This is a genomic window from Vibrio sp. 9-16B-A1 (genome assembly GCF_056726165.1).
The window spans coordinates 696,238-713,608 of the sequence record NZ_JBSDZD010000001.1 but is presented as its reverse complement, the minus strand read 5'-3'; the positions used below and the strand labels follow the sequence as shown (position 1 = coordinate 713,608).

The window sequence follows — 17,371 nt, the reverse complement described above, 5'->3', positions numbered from 1 at the left end:
CTTCTCTTATAAATTGTTAATTTAAATTACTGTTGGTGAACTTATTAATGTTGTAGCTTTTACTAAATGTTGGTATTGATTTTTTTTGAGGGGAGTATGGACCGGTACGTGAGCTATCAGGGGATTTCAGTAGCTATTGTTTTCGTCGTTTTTCTCATTATTGCCATCGTTGCTTGGCCCAGATATACACTTTATAAGCAAGAGATGGATGGTATTGCTGCATTACGCAGGGCTGAATGGAACAACAGAATTACTATCGAGGAAAGCAAAGCTGTCATTCACAGAGCTAAAGCAGAAGGAGCGGCGGGAGTGGAGAAGGCGAAAATTTTAGAGAATTATCTCTATGAGGGCAATGATAACTTAAAAAAAAAGGTAGTGTTGGAATTAATTTTAGGTTCATCAGGAGAGGAACATGGAAAAACAGCCATCGTAGAAGATTCACCTGTAGAGTAATCAAGTGTATTTGGGGACGTATTCCCCTTAATTATAGTTAGTTAATTAATGGAACAAGGAGAGGATTGTGACATCCGGTATACGAACATTGTTAGTTAAGTTAGTGCCTTTGTTTTTCTTAACCCTGTTGCCTGGTTTAGGGTATGCCAATGAAGTTAAGTTGGATAAGAAGGCAGAGATTACCAGTGGCAGGAATTATGGCACCAGTGGTTTTGGTTTTTCCGGCCCCTTCCACGGGATTACTACTGTCAGGCAGGCACTGGATACAAACCTTTTTGGTAATGATTTACCTGTCTCCTTTGTTGGCTATATTAAGTCTGCACTAGGCGGAGAAATGTACCTTTTTACTGATGGGGAGTGTGAGATAGCAGTCGAAATTGACCATGAAAAATGGCTTGGTCAATCGGCAACACCGAACACGAAAGTACATATAAATGGTGAGTTGGATAAAAGTATTCTGGGAACCAAAATAGATGTAGATAGAATCGTGGTCCTGGCTAATTAGGAGACAAGTAAAGATGATGTTTAGTGTGTCAAAAAACCAGGCAAAGTTGCTGTCTAACATACTGGAAAATGGGTGGGCGGGCATTCTTGAGTGTGAAGAGGCAAGACAGAATGCAGATTTGAAATTTGACCGGTTAGCCAGCGAGTTTGGTTGTTATAACGATTTTACTGCAATGAGAAAGTCTTCAGATGTTACAGTTCAATTGATTCAACACTCGATATTAAAGCTTAACGAGGCTGAGATGACGGATGTTGGTGGTGATCTCGCTAAAGAGGCATTACGAGCTCAATTAGAGTACATGAGGTTAGTAGTTAACATTTTCGAACGTCGCCTCTGATTTTTATTAATTAGTTCAGGGGGATAACTAATTACTATATCTGTTTTTTTGTAGTTAATAGTTATTACTTATGCCCTTCTTTTACTTCCGGGTATTCTTCGTTTTTTCAGGTCATTATATGTATAGACTCTCAGCAAGCTTGTTGTTCATAACAGTATTATTAGGATGTAAGGAGGAGGCTCAGGAAGTTACTCCTCCAAAACTAACACCAGAACCAGAGGTGGTTAGTTATCAGGGGAAGCTATTTATTCAGACACGTCAGATTACCGGAGACGTTCAATGTAACGGGGAGAGTATAGGGACCGGAGGCACTTTCTCATTTACAAGTGATGTTAGCGACTTGCAATGTGATTTCGGTGGTGTGGTGCTGGGTATATTTGATTTTGAGCCGCCAGCAGAGGCCAAGTCAGAATCTGCAATTCACTTCGATCTTAGTATGATACTGGGTAAGCATGCAGATAATGCTATGCATTTGCTTAATAAAATAGACAGTTGTCCAACACAGAGTTCTCAGTTCTGTCTTGATGAAATAAACAGTGTTGATATTCAGCCATATTATGGCTCTGATGACCAGAGTGCTATTGAGCAGTTCCTGAATCCAAAGCCAGTCAGTGTGGAGGAAGGCAAACGTCCGACAACTCATACGGATCCTTTGCTAAAACCTGCGGTGACTTCAGGAGCAAGCAGTAATCTTGGTGACTCTTTTGTAGCAGCCAATGCCGAAGCTGCTTATGAGTACATCCCCAGCAAAGAAAACCGGGTTCTGACCCGAGGTAAACTGACTACCTCCGAGGGGAAGCCTGTGGCTGGAGTCAATTACTTCAGTCAGTCAGCAAAAGGCGTAACAGACAGCAGTGGTGAGTTTGAATATCTGTGGGGCGAAGAGCTTATTTTTGGTATTGATACGTTTACGTTGGGCCAGGTCAAAGGGAATAAGGTGACCTATTCGCTGGCCAATTTAAACAGCAACAAAACTGTGCAGCAGAACCTGGAAGCGCTCTTCAAGCGTTATGGAGACTCTGATGGAGAAGTGGTGACTGTTAGCGAAAGGGTACATGATGTCTTTGCCAGATATCCAAATGTTGTCAATGAGCTGATTAACCTGCGTCTGCCAAATGGTTCTCCTATTGAGGGCAGTCAAATTCAGACTCCTAATGAGTTTGATGAGCAGTTTGGTCAGGGGCTAACCCGGTTGATTGATAATGAACTAAAGCGGCCGCTTAGGGTACGGTTTTCTGCGTATGCTGCACCAGTTGAGCGTAAAGCTGTACCGGCCGAAGGGCGCTATGTAACCGAATCTCTGCGGCGGATCTATCGAGATGTCGATACTCTGCATGTCTTTCATGATAACCAGTCATGGGGGGCTTCTGGTTGGGCCCGGGCAATGCGAAACCTTAACTTAACCAATGCGGCGTTTCCTGTACTGATGCTCAGAAATGATAATAACTACTGGTTGAAGTTTGGCGAAGAAGCAGCTTGGAGTCGTGGAAATGGTACCGATAAAAAAGCCTTTTTTGTTGATGCAGCTACGTTGGACAAGAGCTCATTGGTCACAATGCAACGTCCCCCGGTCATTTCAAAACAGAACGCAACTTTTAGTTTGCCAACCATGGCGGCCGGGATGATAGGACAGGGAAAAGTCGTGTTTCTGGGAAACGCCATGTATACATCCATACTTTCATGTCCGGATAACTATTGGGCGAACAAACAGCTCAGTATAGATCCACAAAAAATGAAATGTTTGTACCGCTTGTCTGACGGGAAAGATAGCAGTAGTGCTCAGCAACAGGATACCCGTAATGACGGTGGCAGCATGCATACTTTCTTTCGTAACCTGATTGGTTGGCTGGTTCCGCAATACAGTAACGGTTCACAACCGATTTCTGTGGCAACGAATATCAGTAAAGGACATGCCTTTTATACGGCCCGGAAAGAAGGGAGGATTTACGATTTCTTTGTAGATTCATCTTATCAACTGGAAGATGTGACACAGATTGGAAGTAGCCAGTTTAACTCGTTGCGTCCAGATACTACGCCACTGCTTTTACTTCAGTCGTACGATGTGAAAGTAAATGGTTATGAAACCAAATCTGTCATTTCTGATGTATCGAAACCTAAGTTAAGTAAAGAAGATATTACAGCGCTTATTAATTATGTAGATGCCGGAGGCAATATCATTTTTTTTGATGCGCTGGAACAGAGTAACCCGGAGCCGATAGCCCGCCTTGCTGATGCTGCTGGTGTCTCTGTTGGAGGGGCGAACCAGGCCCGTACGCTCCAGTCCTATTGTGGTGAGAGTTTCTGGTGCCACGATTCATCAGGAATCAATCAGCCAAATCTACATGCTCTGGGTGAACTTGATCTGGTCGTCTATGAGCGATATGCAGATACAAGCAATATGGGCATTAGTTCAGATGGCTCGGTATCCTGGCCCGAGCCAGGTTCTGTTGATATGCCAGAGCTTGAGATTCCTCGTTATGAAGTGGAAGTAAATGGTAAAAAGCAGAGCGTCTATGCCTTCCATTTTGTAAGCGATGAACTGGAAAAGCGTAAGGCTATTAACGAAATACAACAGCACTTTAAGGGCGTTCCTGAGTGTAAAGATCTGTATCAGTATGAGGTGAACTGTATTGAGGTCCGTTCCGGGCACGGTATTCCAAGCCGGGGTAATTATAACCGGCCGGATTTCACTCGCTATCCAATGAGTATGGAAGTGGTAGATAGCATGGTTACAGCGGCTAATCTTGGCGGCAATCTGGACAAGTTGCTATCTCATGAGCTGTATTACCGAAGCAAAGGCGTGATCGGTCACCGGCTGTCAAAAGCGGAGTTAAGCTCTGCATACGATAATTTATCGGTATGGATGTGGAATGATGAACAGTTCCAATACAAGCCGAACGTTCAGGACGAACTTGGCTTTAAGCGTGCAGTTGAGCTGCTTAACTGTTACACAGGTAACAATCATCAAGGTGGTCGCATTTGTCCTTCCCAGACCAGAGCGTTGCTGCTGCAATGGGCAATGCTGACTTCATCCGGAGAGTTGAATCCTTCCTATCCTCTGAACTGGATGGAAAAGCCTTTGACGCGAATCATGTTAGGCCGGTCATTCTGGGACCTGGATATCAAAGTGGATACCAGCGCTTACCCGGGTCGGCCTTCTGAGAGTGGCTCTGTGGCTTCGGTCAAAATCTATACGAAGGGGCATGCCGTTGTCGGAACAGCAGGTAATATGCAGTCAACAGGTTTGTGGGCGCCACAACTTGAGTCGGTTACTGTGAGAGGCGGAGTTAAAGCTTCAATCATTGTCGCACTGGTCGATGATCTTACGGGGTTAGCCGGGCATGAAATGAACCTGAAAAGGCCTCCCCGGGTGCAGAAAACATTTCAGTATGATGGTACACAGCTGACCTTTAAGGTTCCTTATGGTGGTCTTATCTATGTTCAGCCAATCGAAGAGAGTTCTGAGAATGTTGCATCATTTCAGTTTGAAGGAGTGCTAAGAGCTTCGTGGTGGAAGCAAGGTGATTGGGTTAACCCTTTAAACCTTGATGTCCCATTGGCTGAAGTTGATACAGGTCACTTAGTTTACACAACTCCGGTAAAAAATCTGCAGGGAACAGACCTGAAACGTTTTGCGACTGAAATGAATGCGTTTGCCAATCATGCCAGCGATTTCTATGGACGGGGCTCAGACAGTGAGATTGGTACTCATCGCCGTTTTACCTATGACGGTCTGGCTGAGCATCGTCACCGCTTTGTAAATGATGTTCAGATTTCTGTTGGGGCTGCCCACTCAGGTTATCCGGTGCAAAGTAGTAGCTTTGATACTGCTTCTGACTCGATACCCACCACGCCACTCGATGATTGGTTGCTGTGGCATGAAGTAGGCCACAATCTGGCATCTGCGCCTTTTACAATGGCTGGTTCAACGGAAGTGACTAACAATATTCTTGCACTCTACATGCAGGAACAACGAATGAACAAGCCTTATATGGAGCGTATCGAATGGGATGTGAAAAAGGTGCCGTACTGGCTGGATCGCCACGATGGCCATGCATGGAGTGAAGCAGGGGCTGGAATGCGCCTGGCTATGTTTGGGCAGCTTAAGCTCTGGGCTGAAGAACATTTCAGGATAAGCAAGTGGTATGGTGCTGAAACCAGGCGTCCAGGCGTATTTGGTGATGATGAGGGCTGGAACTTGTTCAAACTTGCACACCGTAAGGCTCGTGGTGACTCTGTTGGAGATCTGGGCATTAATTACTGCTCACAGAGTGATACAGGGTTAACTCAGGGAGATTTGCTGGCAGTTTGTCTTTCATATCTTTCGGGGTACGACCTGACTGACTATTTTAAACGGTGGAATCCATCGGAAACTAAGGCAGTCCTGCCAAATGGAGAGTCATTATACAGCGGAGGTGTTTCGACAAAAGCACTGGCAGCATTAGCTGCAATGCAGCTTAGTTTAGACATTAAAAAGCCACCTAAATCTCCGTCTGAATATATATCAGTAAAGTGATGTAAGTTATGGTGTTTGCCACTTATATGCCCCCCTAAAAGTGTATGAGTGGCCTTTTTATACCATAGTTCCTCACGGGTTTGATAATAATTAAGAATCTCTTAGTTGTTTCTTGTTTATATTTTTCTTGGGTGTTTTGAGGTGAAGGTATGGAAGGCCGGTTTAATGTTGCTCATTACTACCTGTTGCAGATGAGGGTGGGGAAAAATTTGCCGGAGTGGATAGTCTATAAGTACATTCTTCCTTTGTACGGATATAAGAGTTTCCGGTGTTAACTGTGTTGTATGGAGCACCTTGATGGAGGGGCAGAAGTGTTGAGAAAAGTAAAAAATACAAATAGTTCAGTTTCTATTATTAGTGAAGGATGTGTAATAAAGGGTCAGTTGGACGTTGAGAGTGATATGCAGGTTGATGGGGTTGTTGATGGAAAGCTGAATGTAGCCGGAGTCTTAACGGTCAGTCCTTCAGGACGGGTAAAAGGAGAGATAAGCGCACGTACGTTGTTAGCCAGTGGGATAGTGAAGGGAGAGTGTTGTGTGGAGTTTTTAAGCATTTTAAAACCGGGGAAAGTTAGTGGGACAATTATGAGTAATAATTTAAGTATAGAGCCCGGAGGGGAGTTTTTAGGGGAAGTTAAGGATTATTCTGTAGATAAAGTGATAAAAGTCGTAGATACAAAGAAGAAAGATAGTGCTGGCGATAAAAAGCTTAGTGCAGTGTGAGTTTAAGATGTTATTTATTGAGCGGGTTATATAGTATGGAGTACTTATGCGTGTTATACCGTTTTTATTTATTTTAATGATGAGCTCTACGATGGCTTACGCAAGTGATAATCATAAGAATAGGGTGGGTGAAAGAATCTTTTTAAAAATAAACGATCGACTTTCTTTTATGGAGGATGTTGCATTATACAAGTTTAATTATGGGGCTGAAATAGAAGATGTTGCCAGAGAAAAGGTTGTAGTTAGTAAGGCTGTGGAGTCGGCAGCTAAGTTTGGGTTAAATCCGGATAGTACGAAAGTTTTTTATCGTGCACAAATTGATATCGCTAAAAATATACAATACCGGTATTTCAATGATTGGGCATCCAATCCTGCCAGCAGGCAGCCACGGGATTTGGTTAAAGAGGTACGCCCATCGTTAATTAAACTTGGTAATGAAATAAACAAGGAAATAGCCGGGTATATCGAGGTGGAAGGGCGATTTTCAAAAGAGCAGTTTAATGCATTTGAAAAAGCCATTTCAGTTAAGCATGTAAGCTATGAAGATAAGGAACTGCTGTTTGATGCCCTAATGAGTATCAAGTCAAACTAACCCGGATAACGAGGGTATCGGGGATACAAGGGGATAACTTGTTTCCTGCACTTTAGAAAGTCGGTTTTTTCTGGATGAGCAGTAACGAGGTTTCGGGGGGGGGGGGGGGGCCATTACAGGCCGCATTTTCTGGTTGAAATGGCCGAATACAGAGTTGTATTCGGCCTGCAGATGAATGTCTGGTTACTTCAGATAATCTCCCGCCTGCTGGCAGTAACCGGTAAAGCGGTTAAGCCAGGGGCTGAGCTGTTCCTGAACCTTCGCGTCTTTTACCATCTGCTCCCAGGGTTCGAGACAGGTGTCGCGGCTTTCTGACTGCGACAGACGTTTAAAGATCTGCTCTGAAGGAATGGTGCGTGTCAGGGCGACCATCGACTTCAGGTAGTTAATTCTGAAATCGTCAGCCTGCTTTTGTTCCAGCGCAATATCGGACAGCACCAGATAAAGGAAAGCGTTATCTACCTGGCTGTTAAAGTGGGTTTTGACCAGATATTCATGGGCGGTATCAAAATCTTCCATCCGGTAGTAGAGCAGACCCAGCCAGATCCCCGTTTCCTCACTGTGATAGCGGAAACTGTTTTCAACCACGGTAAGAAACGCTTTCAGTTTCTCCTGGTTAATGTCTTTAGAACCAAGCAGAGCGCGTGAGATAAAGCCCGCTTCCACCTCGTTAACCTGTCCGCGGATGATGGCCTGATCCATTGCCTGGTCGACAGTCATATTGACCAGCTCTTCGGTGCGAAGGCTGTTACTGCTCAGGTCTTCGCATTCCGGCAGTTTAAAGAAGTCGACCAGGTCCTGGTTGAGGGCGTGGATATCGGCTTCCAGCGAACTTGGATTGAGCACATACTCTGCCTGATAAACCCGCTTTTCGCTCTTGTAGTGTTTCAGCTTCACCACCGCCATCAGGCTCTGGTCTGTCTGGCTGGAACTCAGATCCATATCCAGTTTGTAATCGCTGCTCAGGATACTGGTTGCCCCAGGCCAGTAGCGGCTGTTATCGATGGGAGCGAGGAAGTAGCTCGGTGCATCCTGATTTACCAGTGAAGTATAAGGGTGTTTGACCTGTTCTGAGAGCAGCAGCATCTTAATCGACCGCAGGTACTTCCTGGAATGTGGATCGGCAGCCTTGATGCGGTTAAGCAGCAGTTCAACTACCGGGACCTGAGTGTTCTGGTGCAGCTCTTGCCTTGCCTGCTGATGGAATGAGTAGAAGCCGATGATTGCAGCAAGAGCGATCATCCCCGCCACGGCGGCAAGCCAGAGTGGTTTTTTGGCTGTGGTCTTTGGTTCAGGCTTTTCTGTGGTGACCGGCAGCTCCGGCGGCTCAAGCAGGCGCACTTTATCCTGGTTAAAGAAGTAACCTTTTTTGGGATAGGTAATCAGCACCCGGCTGGCATCCATATCCGGTGCGTATTGCTTAAAAACAGCGCGCAGCGTACTGATGCGGTTGGTCAGTACGTTACGGGAGATAAACTTGCTTTGCCAGACAGATTCGATGATTTCATCGGCGCTAAGTGGTGCACCGACGTGGTCAAGCAGTACATCCAGCAGTTCGGCACTGCGTGGCTCCAGCTCGATCTGTTTCTCACCGGCATACAGGTGCTGGGTGACCGGGTCGTACTTCAGTGGCCCGATAGCTATCAGGCAGTTTTTCTCTTTGGCTTGGCTAAGAATCCTGTTCATCTGGCGTTGTTTTATGGGTCCGGGAGCAATTATAAAGGGCGTGGATAATATCAGGGAGTGGGTACAATTTCATCAAAAAAGCGGGTGCCCTGTTGGTTGTCAGATGATGGGGGACACCCGAAAATTTTTGATGGACCTATCAATAAACTGCTGTACTTAAGAAGTATCAGGCTGGCATGAAAACAGCTGACCAGCAAAAGACCCTTTGGCGCGCTGTGATGTGCTTTGGGGTCACCACTGCATGCTAAGCGCCCGGACCTGATTCAGACAAAAAACAAAATCTAACAAGGATACACAAAAGCTTAATTTATATTTAAGTGACTGTATATTAAGGGTTAGCAGTCATCTTTTCTTAGCCTGGTTACTACCTCTTTACCGACATGACTGATGGAGATATAGCAGTGTCTGGCATCCTGGGTCAGCATCTGAAAGGCTGAGCGGTAGAACTGACGCAGACCGATGCGCATTTCGTAGTCACCCTGGCCGGTCAGGATCCTGCCCCAGCGCCACTTTTTTTTATCCAGACTGATTAACAGTTCGACCTGATCTTCTCTCCAGTCCGGGTAGCCGTAGTGAACAGAAATCGCTTCCATATCGCTCATGTGAAGAAAAACCCGAGCGTGGGACAGTTCTTCCCTGTGTTCCTGCGAAGCTCTGGCGTAAACCAGTTCATTGATGCTGATAATAGCGCTGCTCAGATTTTCCATCACTGCGATCCGGCTGTCTCGTTGCGGTGAGAAAAACTGCGGCCAGGCCACCACCGTCAGTATGCTCAGCAGTAAAAAAGCAATTACCGTCTTAGTCAGGGGGATAGCGGGGTTACGCATTGTCTGTACCTGTAAAAAGGCCGACAGAGTAATGGTTCTTTATATTAATAAGAACTAATACGATCACACACTCAGTACAGAAAACTTTAGGTGATTGATTTATATAGGTTGTCCGGGTTATCTGAAGCAAAGCCCGGAAGCGGCTTAATAAGGCCGTTCTCCACTGTTGGTTGCCTGTCTTATCTGTGAGACAGGTGCCAGGGAGCCCCGTCTTCTCTGCCTTCAGGTCATGCCAGGCTGTGGGGGCGTGCTTTCCATCAGGTGATAACACTACCTGCTGTAATGGTTTACCGGCTACTGTGCTATTTTTTAAGTGAGGGTTTTGTTACTAAGCCCGGTACAAGCGCAGGAGCCCCTGATGAAGTCACTACAGTTCTACGCGAGACGGGATATCCGCCTGGAAGAAACCCCTGTTCCTGATCCCGGAGAAAACGAGGTTCAGATTCGGGTCACCGAAGCCGGCCTCAGCCAGACCCAGGTCAACGAGTTCATCGAAGGCCCCTTTATCATCAGTAATAATCCCCATCCCAAAACCGGTATTGGTGTGCCGATCATTCCCAGTCAGGAGTACGGGGGCGAGGTAGTGAAGCTGGGCGCAGGCGTGGATCCCAAGTGGCTGGGTAAAACCGTGGCGGTATTGCCGCTGACGTATTGTGGAGAGTGTGAGTTTTGCCGTGCGGGTCAGGTCAATCAGTGCCCGGAGTTGACCTATCACGGCCTGGTGGGTAACCATGGCGGGTTTTGTGAGTATTCGGTGGTGAATGAATCGAACCTGCTGGAAGTCAGTCCGGACAGGCCCGATCTGCTGACATTTATCGAACCTCTTCTGGTTGGCGTGCACGCGTATCACCGTTATGGGCACTCCCTTGATGGCAAAAAGGTACTGATCATGGGGGCCGGGGCCATTGGGATTGCCTGCGCAGCGGTCTGGCGGCAACTGGGCCAGTGTGACGTTACCCTGTGTGATTATCTTCCCAACCGTCTTCGGGCCGTGCAGGAATGCGGTATTCCGGCACTTGTTCATGATGATGTTCCGCAACGGGTATTCGATGTCGTCATGGATGCGGCCGGTAAAGATATTTACCATGACAGTCAGGCGTTTGAGCAGGCCCCGGGCTATGTTCGCCCCGGCGGCTGCGTGATGTCGATTGCGACCTATTTCTTTCCTATGGAAGTCACACCAATTGAGACACTGGCAACAGAGGTGTCGCATGTGCCTTCTTTTATGTATAACCAGCATGACGTTGAGGTACTGAAGCGGATCCTGCCGGAAATGACAGTCAGGTTTGACCGGCTGATCACCCGGGTGGCGTTTGAGGATCTGATCCAGGATGGCTACTACCAGGCCGAGCTCGACCGGGATGCGTTTGTCAGGATAGTAACCAGTGCCGGTGGACCAGAATGACCGCGATAAGCTTCTGTCTGCCATCCGTGAAGCCGGGGTGGTGTCACTGAGTGACACCCCGGATAAACTCCCGGCAGATCAAAAACTTCTGCCCCTGCCAGGGGCCGGGATCTACTGTGCTCTCAGCCCGGCCCTCTCTCCCCAGCAGTTGCTGAACATCCGTGAAACCCTGGACGGGAGTTTCTCCACTCTTGATAAAGTGGCGGATTTGACCCTCAAATACTCAACCCTGAAGCGGGATTTCGAAGCCATCATCGAAAAGGGTTCAGAAGAGAGTTTTGAGCTGGCCCTGTGCCAGAATCTGGCGGGTTTCGTCGGTGACACCCAGCAGTTTGGAGTTCTGAAAGAGGATACCCAGGTGCTGGCGGACAACCTGAGCGATCATACCGTGCAGATCGTTGGTCTGCAGCTCAAAAAGCGGGATGAGCTGTCGCTCCAGGTCGCCCGCGGCGAGTTGTATGCGTTTCGTTCTGAACAGTTTACGGTGATCGTTGAACGAACCCCGCCTCTCACCGATACTCAGAAAAATCATATCAAGCTGACCATTAAGCATCTTTCCCTGCTCAGCCTGCAAAGCACCCTGAGCAAAGCCATGGCGATGCTGTTTGAAGAACCCGGAAACGGAAATCTGATTCAGAACTATCAGCAGGAGTCCAGTCTGCAGCAAAGCCTGGATAACCTGGTGCAGTGTGCTTCGGTTGACCCGCTTACCATGGTTTATAACCGCCGTTATCTGATGCGCTATGTTGAAAAGCTGGAACACGAACTGCGCCCGTTTTCCGTTATCCTGATCGATATTGATCTGTTTAAACGCATTAACGATAACTTTGGCCATGACGTGGGCGATGAAGTGCTGCAGGAGTTTGCCCGGGTACTGAAAACCCATTGCCGCGAGGGTGACATCGTTTGTCGCTGGGGCGGGGAGGAGTTTCTTATCATCCTTGAGAATACATCCGAAGAAAGTGCTTTCGAGCGGTCAGGCAGCCTGCGCAGTGAAATTGAACTGCATCCGTTCAGCCCGGAGTTCACCATCACCGCCAGCTTTGGTGTGGCTTACACCATGGGCATACCGGGATTTTTTGATGCGGTACGCCGTGCTGATACTGCGCTGTACCGGGCCAAGTCCCGCGGGCGTAACCGGGTGGAGCATGACTGAACAGCGGCCCGGTCCAAATAAACCTGAAGCGTTGTTTTTGTTCACCGGGGAACTCATGTACTCTTGGTAAGGTTTGCCCTAAAAGAATTAAGACAACTCAATGAAGACTCAGATACTTTCCTGTTTGGCACTCGTGGCTGCGGCCGTTTGCGGTCCGGTGGCGGCCAATACCATAGCCCAGAGCAAAGCGACAGAGCAGCGCAGTAACCAGGCGGCTGTCGCCAGTCAGAAGCGCATTGATAAAAGCGCAGACAAAGTGCTCGATGCCCGCGCAGAGATGGCGCAGCTGGAGCAGGAGATCGCCGACCTTGAGCTCTATCGCGACCACCTCAAAGGCCTGGTGACAAGCCAGCAGCAGGAGATGACGAGTCTGAACACCCAGATCGGAGAGATCAAACAGACCCGCCAGGGCGTGGTGCCGCTGATGTATCACATGATCGATGGTTTAAAACGCCATATTGATCAGGACCTTCCCCTGAAACAGCCTCAGCGCCAGGCAAGGCTGGCCCGGTTAGAGGCTCTGATGAGCCGCGCCGATGTCAGCGATGCAGAAAAGTACCGCCAGATCCTGGAGGCGTATCAGGTTGAGCTCGATTACGGCACGAAACTCGCCGCCTATCAGCAGCCGATCACTCTGGCTGGTGGTGAGAAGATCGAAGCTGAGCTGCTGAATTTTGGCCGCCTGTCACTGGTGGCACGCAGCCTCGACGGACAACACTTCTGGCTGTGGCAGCAGCAGGCAGGAGAATGGCAGCCGCTGGAAAGCACGCAGGCCGATGATATTAATCAGGCGTACGCGCTGGCTCACAAGCAGGTGGCGCCGCGTATTCTTACCCTGTCGCTGTCGGTTTCTGCGGAGGTGACACAATGAGACTTTCCCATCTTCTCTGCCTTGCTGCTGTAGCTGCTGCACCATTCAGTCAGGCAAACAGTGAACTGCTGGCTGAAACCAAACAGGCAGCGGCCCAGGAAGCCAGCCACAACCAGAACCGTGAAAGCGCTTTTGCACTGACAGAGGCGCAGGCCGCGAACAAACTGGCGGAGCTGAAAACCCGCCGCGCCGCGCTGGAAGCCGAAACCAATGCGCTGAGCACCACTTTTTCAGAGAATGAACACAAGCTGGCGGGGCTGGAAGAGAAGCTGCGTCTTGAGACCGGCAGCCTCGGCGAGCTGTTTGGCGTGGTGCGCCAGGGAGCCAAAGAACTCAAACTGGAGCTCGATGATTCGGTCACCCGGATTGACCGTCAGCAGCACCGCGAAGTGGTTAGTGAGATCGCTAAAGCCAAAACCCTGCCATCACTGAGCCAGCTTCAGCAGATGTGGCTGGCGCTGCAGGAGCAGATTGATGCCAGCGCGGAAATCGCGGCGGTCGATGTGCCTTATGTCGGCGGCGATGGTGTTCGCCAAACCATGAGTGGCGTGCGTCTTGGCGGATTTGGCCTGATTGGTGACCAGGGCTATCTGGAGTGGAACCCGGCCTCTGAGCTGGCACGTCCGTATCTGGTTCAGCCTCTTAATGCACCAACGATATCCGCTCTGGTTTCAGGCTCAGGCCAGGTCGCACTCGACCCTTCCCGTGGTCAGCTGATTAGCCAGCTGGCGCTGACACCGGACCTTAAAGAACGTATCGCACAGGGCGGCGTAGTCGGAAAAATCATCCTGGCACTCTTGGCGGGTGGCCTGCTTATCGTGCTGGTTCGCGGCGCTTCGCTGCTGCGCACCCGGGCTCAGGTCTTTGCCCAGATCAAATCCGAATCTGTGCTGGAGAATAATCCTCTGGGACGGGTGATGGCCGCGGCAGAGAAAGTGCGCAGTCAGAGCGCAGAAGCGCTGGAGATGCGCCTGCTTGAGTCGATTGTCGATGAGCAGCAGGGGCTGGAAAAAGGCCTCTCCATGCTCAAGCTGATGGCCGCACTGGCGCCTATGCTCGGCCTGCTCGGTACGGTAACTGGGATGATTGAAACCTTCCAGACCATTACCCAGTTTGGCAACGGTGACCCAAAAATCATGGCTGGCGGCATCTCTATGGCGCTGGTGACCACGGTACTCGGTCTTGTCGCCGCGATGCCACTGCTGATCGGTCATAACCTGCTTTCAAGTCAGGCTGAAGCTATCCGCCTGATCCTGGAAAAGCAGGGCATTGCTCTGGTTGCCGCCAGACTGGACTCAGAACCTGAGTCTGAGTCGTTTCCGGTGAAACAGGAGCGGGTAGCCTGATGGAGGTCTCACTGGCACCGCTGGCTGAAATCAGTATCTGGTGGCAGGCACTGGAACAGTTTATGGCCCGTGGCGGCACCGTATTGTGGTGGCTGGCCGGTGTCGTTGCGCTGTGCTGGGTGCTTATCTTCGAGCGGCTGCTGTTTCTTGGCTACAGCTTTCCGGGGCTGCAGCGGCGCTGGATTGAAAGCTGGCAGGCCAGGGCTGATCACGCCAGCTGGTGCGCCCGTGCAATACGTGATGGCTGGCTGGCGAGTGCAGAACTCAGGCTAAATCAGGGGCTGAGCCTTATCAAAGCCCTGGTTGCCATCTGCCCTATGCTGGGTTTGCTTGGTACCGTTACCGGGATGATCTCTGTGTTTGATGTAATGGCGACTCAGGGCAGCAGCGAACCCAAACTGATGGCGGCGGGTATTTCCCTTGCCACCATTCCCACACTGGCAGGTATGGTCGCCGCTCTGGCGGGTATGTTTGCCCACGCACGTCTGGTAAAAGCCTGCCGTAGCCGGCAGCACCAGCTTGAAAAGCAATTAAGGAGCCGACAGTGAGATTAGGCCGACGCTCTGCGCAGCGTGATGAAGCCCAGGTAGACCTGACGTCTATGCTGGATATCGTATTTATCATGCTGATCTTTTTTATCGTCACCAGCTCGTTTGTGCGCGAGTCCGGGGTGGAAGTGAACCGTCCTCAGGCTGCCCACGCGACCAGCCAGAAAGACGCCAGCATCTTTGTTGCCGTTACCGCTGCTAACGAAGTGTTTATCGATAAGCGCCGGGTCGATATCGAGCGCGTCGCTGCGACCCTTGAGCACCTGACGCTGGACAAGCCTGATGCTGCGCTGGTGATCCAGGCAGATAAGCACGCTTACAACGGTACCGTGGTTCAGGTGATGGACGGCGCTAAAGAGGCGGGAATTGTGAAGATTTCGCTGGCAACGGAGGCACCGTAAATGGCCCGCCTGCTGCTTGCCGTGCCGCTGGCGTTGCTGACGGTTTTCAGCCTGTTCAGCCTGATGGCCTGGATGGTGGGCGGAAATACTCAGGCACCGCCGCAAAGTCAGCCTCCGCTGGCGTTTGATATGCTGCTCACCGAGCCGGATTCGGCCACTGCGCGTAAGATCCGTCAGGCACCACCAAAGCCAGAACGCCCGGTGGCACCTGCGCAGGCTGTGCCGGTTCAGGCACAAACCAGCCAGGCTCCCGTTGCGCCGCAGACGCTGGCACTGAACCTGGATACTGCCATCAGTGGCCTTGAGATCGCCGCCCCTGAGTTTGGCCAGCTGGCAGGTAACCAGCAGGCGATGCCGCTCTACCGGGTTGAGCCCCGTTATCCGCAAAAAGCGCTCAAGCGTGGTGCCCAGGGGTATGTGGTACTTTCCTTTACCATCGATGCTCAGGGACGCCCGACCGATATCGAAGTGATCGAAGCCAAACCACGCCGCCTGTTTGAGCGGGAAGCGAAAAAGGCGCTGGCACGCTGGAAATACCAGGCCAAAGTGGTCGACGGCAGGGCCGTACCCCAGCCGGGCCAGACGCTCAAACTGGAGTTTAAGATAGACAAATGAAGCCGCTCAGATCTCTTTTGATTCTCGCATTTGCCCTGAGTCCGCTGACGGTCAGCGCGGCAGAGCTCAGCCAGTATGTGGCCGGTAAGGTGCAGCACGCCCAGCAGCTTGAACAGCAGGATAAACTGGCTCAGGCCATTACGCTGCTGGAAAAACTGGAGCCGGGCCGCAGCTATGATCAGGCTTTTGTCGCCCGTATGCTGGGCGTTTATTACTGCCAGGCTGGCGACAGTAAGCGTGCACTTACTCAACTTGACAGAGCGGTCAGCGCAGGCGTGCTGACAGACCAGTACGCCTGGCAGACAGAGCGGATGCTGGCCGACCTTTACCTCAATGATCACCAGTATCAGCCAGCGCTTAACCACTACTACGCATTGCTGAAAAGTGCCCCGGAGGCGGAGCAGAAAAGTGAACTCTGGCTGCGCATCACCCAGGCGCATTTCCAGCTTAAGCAGTGGCCTGAGGTCGTCAAAGCTGCCGATGATTTTCACCACAGCGGTGCGGCCTGGACCAGTCAGGTCCTGTCTCTGAAACTCGCCGCTCAACTGGAACAGAAAAAGCTCAGTAACGCTGTCAAAACCCTGGACCAGCTGCTCCTGATCGAACCGGATAAGCTCGCCTGGTGGCAGCAGCAGGCCGGGCTCTGTATGCAGCTCGGTAAGCCGCAAAAAGCGCTTACGGTTCTTGCACTGGCGCAGCGTCAGGGTGTGGCACTGACCCGTGACAATCAGCGCACCCTGGCGCAGCTTTATGCCAGCCAGGGGATGCCGGAACGCGCCGCCCGTCAGATGGAAAAGGTGCTGAGTGGCGGTGGTTTGACTGAGGATAAAACAGCACAGCTTCTTGCTGAGCAGGCCCGTTACTGGCAGATGGCCAAAGAGTGGCAACAGGCCATCACCACCTGGCAAAAAGCGGCAAAGCTGGATCCGGCTCATCGCTGGCCACTGGCACAACTGCTGCTTCAGGAAGGGGAGCCTGCGCAGGCCCTGAGCGAACTGAAAGTAATCCCAAATCCCACTGCGGACCAGCAACTGGCTATGACTCTGGCGTATCATAAGCTGGGTCAGCCACAGGCCGCGCTGAAGCATGCACAGCAGGCCTATCAGCAGCAGCCGTCGGACAACGTCCTGGCCTGGATTAACTACCTGAAAGGGCTGGTGAAGTAAGGCGCCGAAACTGAAGCTCGCTGTTCAGACGGAGGTGACAGGAAAGTCACCTCCGTTTTTTATGTCTGCAGGAAATAGTACGTGAACTGATCCCGATCAGAATGGCTTACTAATTATTCTATAAATTTATTGATTGAGCTCATACTTATATAAAACCCTGATGGTTATTGCCTGTACTTATGAATAACATGCACTTGCATAGTCAATAAATTGCATCTTTTAAAT

The 17,371-nt window shown here is 50.2% G+C and carries 16 protein-coding genes; 14 read left to right on the top strand and 2 right to left on the bottom strand.

Annotated features, from left to right (window positions below):
- The first annotated feature begins 108 nt into the window (after window positions 1-108).
- The 6 genes from ACVB80_RS03235 (at window position 109) to aroQ (ending at window position 7,125) form a co-directional block, all read left to right on the top strand.
- Complete coding sequence (locus tag ACVB80_RS03235; RefSeq protein WP_481079817.1) at window positions 109-453, top strand: hypothetical protein; 345 nt, start codon at window positions 109-111, stop codon at window positions 451-453.
- Window positions 454-520: 67 nt separating this feature from the next.
- Window positions 521-958, top strand: coding sequence for a NirD/YgiW/YdeI family stress tolerance protein (locus ACVB80_RS03230; RefSeq protein WP_481079816.1), 438 nt, complete (start codon window positions 521-523; stop codon window positions 956-958).
- Between the two features lie 13 nt (window positions 959-971).
- Window positions 972-1,295, top strand: coding sequence for a hypothetical protein (locus tag ACVB80_RS03225; protein ID WP_481079815.1), 324 nt, complete (start codon window positions 972-974; stop codon window positions 1,293-1,295).
- Window positions 1,296-1,413: 118 nt separating this feature from the next.
- The gene (locus tag ACVB80_RS03220) at window positions 1,414-5,811 is read left to right on the top strand and encodes an SslE/AcfD family lipoprotein zinc metalloprotease (protein ID WP_481079913.1); all 4,398 of its coding nucleotides are present in this window, start codon (window positions 1,414-1,416) and stop codon (window positions 5,809-5,811) included.
- A 284-nt stretch (window positions 5,812-6,095) separates the two neighbouring features.
- A complete protein-coding gene (locus tag ACVB80_RS03215; protein WP_481079814.1) occupies window positions 6,096-6,533 on the top strand; it encodes a bactofilin family protein in 438 nt (145 codons plus the stop codon).
- Between the two features lie 46 nt (window positions 6,534-6,579).
- Window positions 6,580-7,125 (top strand): gamma subclass chorismate mutase AroQ, encoded by a 546-nt coding sequence (gene aroQ / locus ACVB80_RS03210; protein WP_481079813.1) that lies wholly within the window; start codon window positions 6,580-6,582, stop codon window positions 7,123-7,125.
- 183 nt (window positions 7,126-7,308) lie between these two features.
- On the opposite strand, the gene ACVB80_RS03205 is transcribed toward aroQ, so the two are convergent.
- Window positions 7,309-8,811 (bottom strand): winged helix-turn-helix domain-containing protein, encoded by a 1,503-nt coding sequence (locus ACVB80_RS03205; RefSeq protein WP_481079812.1) that lies wholly within the window; start codon window positions 8,809-8,811, stop codon window positions 7,309-7,311.
- Between the two features lie 335 nt (window positions 8,812-9,146).
- A complete protein-coding gene (locus ACVB80_RS03200) occupies window positions 9,147-9,638 on the bottom strand; it encodes a hypothetical protein (RefSeq protein WP_481079811.1) in 492 nt (163 codons plus the stop codon).
- A gap of 358 nt (window positions 9,639-9,996) precedes the next feature.
- Here ACVB80_RS03200 and ACVB80_RS03195 point away from each other — a divergent pair, with 358 nt between their 5' ends.
- From ACVB80_RS03195 to ACVB80_RS03160, 8 genes are all read left to right on the top strand, one after another.
- The gene (locus tag ACVB80_RS03195) at window positions 9,997-11,043 is read left to right on the top strand and encodes an alcohol dehydrogenase catalytic domain-containing protein (protein ID WP_481079810.1); all 1,047 of its coding nucleotides are present in this window, start codon (window positions 9,997-9,999) and stop codon (window positions 11,041-11,043) included.
- On the top strand, window positions 11,024-12,199 hold the full coding sequence (locus ACVB80_RS03190; RefSeq protein WP_481079809.1) for a GGDEF domain-containing protein: 1,176 nt from the start codon (window positions 11,024-11,026) through the stop codon (window positions 12,197-12,199). The genes ACVB80_RS03195 and ACVB80_RS03190 overlap by 20 nt, the downstream gene beginning before the upstream one ends.
- Before the next feature lie 100 nt (window positions 12,200-12,299).
- A complete protein-coding gene (locus tag ACVB80_RS03185) occupies window positions 12,300-13,070 on the top strand; it encodes a DUF3450 domain-containing protein (protein WP_481079808.1) in 771 nt (256 codons plus the stop codon).
- Entirely contained in the window at window positions 13,067-14,416 is a 1,350-nt protein-coding gene (locus ACVB80_RS03180) for a MotA/TolQ/ExbB proton channel family protein (protein ID WP_481079807.1), read from the top strand. The genes ACVB80_RS03185 and ACVB80_RS03180 overlap by 4 nt, the downstream gene beginning before the upstream one ends.
- Window positions 14,416-14,964, top strand: coding sequence for a MotA/TolQ/ExbB proton channel family protein (locus tag ACVB80_RS03175; RefSeq protein WP_481079806.1), 549 nt, complete (start codon window positions 14,416-14,418; stop codon window positions 14,962-14,964). Before ACVB80_RS03180 ends, ACVB80_RS03175 begins: the two co-directional genes overlap by 1 nt.
- On the top strand, window positions 14,961-15,365 hold the full coding sequence (locus ACVB80_RS03170; RefSeq protein WP_481079805.1) for an ExbD/TolR family protein: 405 nt from the start codon (window positions 14,961-14,963) through the stop codon (window positions 15,363-15,365). Before ACVB80_RS03175 ends, ACVB80_RS03170 begins: the two co-directional genes overlap by 4 nt.
- The gene (locus tag ACVB80_RS03165; RefSeq protein WP_481079804.1) at window positions 15,366-15,980 is read left to right on the top strand and encodes an energy transducer TonB; all 615 of its coding nucleotides are present in this window, start codon (window positions 15,366-15,368) and stop codon (window positions 15,978-15,980) included. It begins immediately after the preceding gene.
- Window positions 15,977-17,146: a tetratricopeptide repeat protein gene (locus ACVB80_RS03160; RefSeq protein WP_481079803.1), complete on the top strand. Its 1,170-nt coding sequence runs from the start codon at window positions 15,977-15,979 to the stop codon at window positions 17,144-17,146. Before ACVB80_RS03165 ends, ACVB80_RS03160 begins: the two co-directional genes overlap by 4 nt.
- Window positions 17,147-17,371: the final 225 nt, after the last annotated feature.

Bases quoted from the DNA above. Each gene is read 5' to 3' on its own strand.
- ACVB80_RS03180 (WP_481079807.1), top strand. From the start codon at position 13,067: ATGAGACTTTCCCATCTTCTCTGCCTTGCTGCTGTAGCTGCTGCACCA.
- ACVB80_RS03160 (WP_481079803.1), top strand. From the start codon at position 15,977: ATGAAGCCGCTCAGATCTCTTTTGATTCTCGCATTTGCCCTGAGTCCG.
- ACVB80_RS03200 (WP_481079811.1), bottom strand. From the start codon at position 9,638: ATGCGTAACCCCGCTATCCCCCTGACTAAGACGGTAATTGCTTTTTTA.
- ACVB80_RS03220 (WP_481079913.1), top strand. From the start codon at position 1,414: ATGTATAGACTCTCAGCAAGCTTGTTGTTCATAACAGTATTATTAGGA.
- ACVB80_RS03165 (WP_481079804.1), top strand. From the start codon at position 15,366: ATGGCCCGCCTGCTGCTTGCCGTGCCGCTGGCGTTGCTGACGGTTTTC.
- ACVB80_RS03185 (WP_481079808.1), top strand. From the start codon at position 12,300: ATGAAGACTCAGATACTTTCCTGTTTGGCACTCGTGGCTGCGGCCGTT.
- ACVB80_RS03205 (WP_481079812.1), bottom strand. From the start codon at position 8,811: ATGAACAGGATTCTTAGCCAAGCCAAAGAGAAAAACTGCCTGATAGCT.
- aroQ (WP_481079813.1), top strand. From the start codon at position 6,580: ATGCGTGTTATACCGTTTTTATTTATTTTAATGATGAGCTCTACGATG.
- ACVB80_RS03225 (WP_481079815.1), top strand. From the start codon at position 972: ATGATGTTTAGTGTGTCAAAAAACCAGGCAAAGTTGCTGTCTAACATA.
- ACVB80_RS03215 (WP_481079814.1), top strand. From the start codon at position 6,096: ATGGAGCACCTTGATGGAGGGGCAGAAGTGTTGAGAAAAGTAAAAAAT.
- ACVB80_RS03195 (WP_481079810.1), top strand. From the start codon at position 9,997: ATGAAGTCACTACAGTTCTACGCGAGACGGGATATCCGCCTGGAAGAA.
- ACVB80_RS03175 (WP_481079806.1), top strand. From the start codon at position 14,416: ATGGAGGTCTCACTGGCACCGCTGGCTGAAATCAGTATCTGGTGGCAG.